The sequence below is a fragment of the Neisseria sp. HMSC068C04 genome (assembly GCF_001810105.1).
GTDB lineage: Bacteria > Pseudomonadota > Gammaproteobacteria > Burkholderiales > Neisseriaceae > Neisseria > Neisseria flavescens_B.
Genome location: NZ_KV799939.1, coordinates 1 through 1,242, shown reverse-complemented (window position 1 = coordinate 1,242; position 1,242 = coordinate 1). Strand labels below are relative to the sequence as shown.

2 protein-coding genes are annotated in these 1,242 nt (G+C 40.1%); both read right to left on the bottom strand.

Going from position 1 to position 1,242, the window contains the following annotated elements:
• Nucleotides 1–256: 256 nt before the first annotated feature.
• Entirely contained in the window at nt 257–679 is a 423-nt protein-coding gene (locus HMPREF2700_RS05535) for an NTF2 fold immunity protein (protein WP_070590865.1), read from the bottom strand.
• A gap of 54 nt (nt 680–733) precedes the next feature.
• The coding region (locus HMPREF2700_RS05530; protein WP_070590863.1) for an RHS repeat-associated core domain-containing protein at nt 734–1,242 on the bottom strand (509 nt) is incomplete at its 5' end.

Here is a 1,242-nt window from a genome sequence, read left to right as displayed (position 1 = left end):
AGTTGGTAATAAACCAATTCAGGCTGCGCTTCGGGCTGCCCTTGGGGTTCGGGTGGGATTTTCAGCAGCGGATCGGTTTCGGGGTCGTAGCCGTAAGGTTCTGCAAATGCGCGAATGTCTTTACTTTATGGCGATCTAATATTTTTAACTGAAAAGGCCGTCTGAAAAGGTTTTTTGGGCTTTTCAGACGGCCTTTTAAATGGAAAAAATGCAAAGTATTGATTCTTAAAGCAGCCGATACTAAGTTATCGTCTATTCAAAACAATTGGCGGGACTTCTTCCATTTATCGTAATACATAAAACCCATTTGATCGATTTTCCACTCTCCGCCTTCCAAAACCAGCGTATAGGTTTTCTTTTCCCCTCTTTCACTCAACACATCTATTTCATATTTTTTATCACTGATTTTCCGTTCGGCTGTAATGGTTTGGTTATATTCTGGTGGCATTCCAAAAGAAGGAGCTTCTTGTCTGGCTTGCCTTAAAGATAAAGCTTTTTTAGATAAAAATTGTTGGTGTATTTTTTTGATTTCATCAGATCTTTTTTTGCTGTCTTCATCTTGATTAATTTCAAAAAAAGTACCTTCATCCAAACTTTTTTGAGTAAGTCCCCCCCAATACAATTCATAATCTTTCATTTTTTGAATAAATTGAATTAAGGTTTCTTGTGCAGTTTTCATATAGTATAAACTCCATAGTTATGTTTTGTTACAAGGATTAGGATTGTCAAACTGTTAGGTAAATCTCTTGCCACCTACTTCATAGGTATAAAAAATGGCATTGGGCATTTTACTGTTTGCGTTTGGATAATTAAATAAAATATCAACCTTACCCGAACCGTGATTCCTAATTTCGTTCGCTATATGCATTTCGAATGCACGATATTGCCCCGTATTAATACCGGGCGTTTGAGGAAATACATGCCCGACTCCACCGCTGCCCCCCAAGTTTTTTGCAAGAAAATGTCCGGCGTGTACTTTTTTGCAATTAGCCATTCTTTGCGCTTCCAATCGCGAAGACGGATTCGTTGCAGTACCTTTGCCTAAATCATCCTTTGTAATTGTAGCCTGTACACGCTCTACCCTCCCGTTAAGCCCCTTTGTATAGTGTGGTGTTACCAACAATCCAAACGGATCAGTCCAACCAACCGGATTCGGCGCATACTCATACAAATTCATTCCGCCCCGCAACCCAATCGGATCCTGACTTACAAACCGCCCGATTTCAGGGTCGTAATAGCGGA

Bases quoted from the DNA above. Each gene is read 5' to 3' on its own strand.
- HMPREF2700_RS05535 (WP_070590865.1), bottom strand. From the start codon at position 679: ATGAAAACTGCACAAGAAACCTTAATTCAATTTATTCAAAAAATGAAA.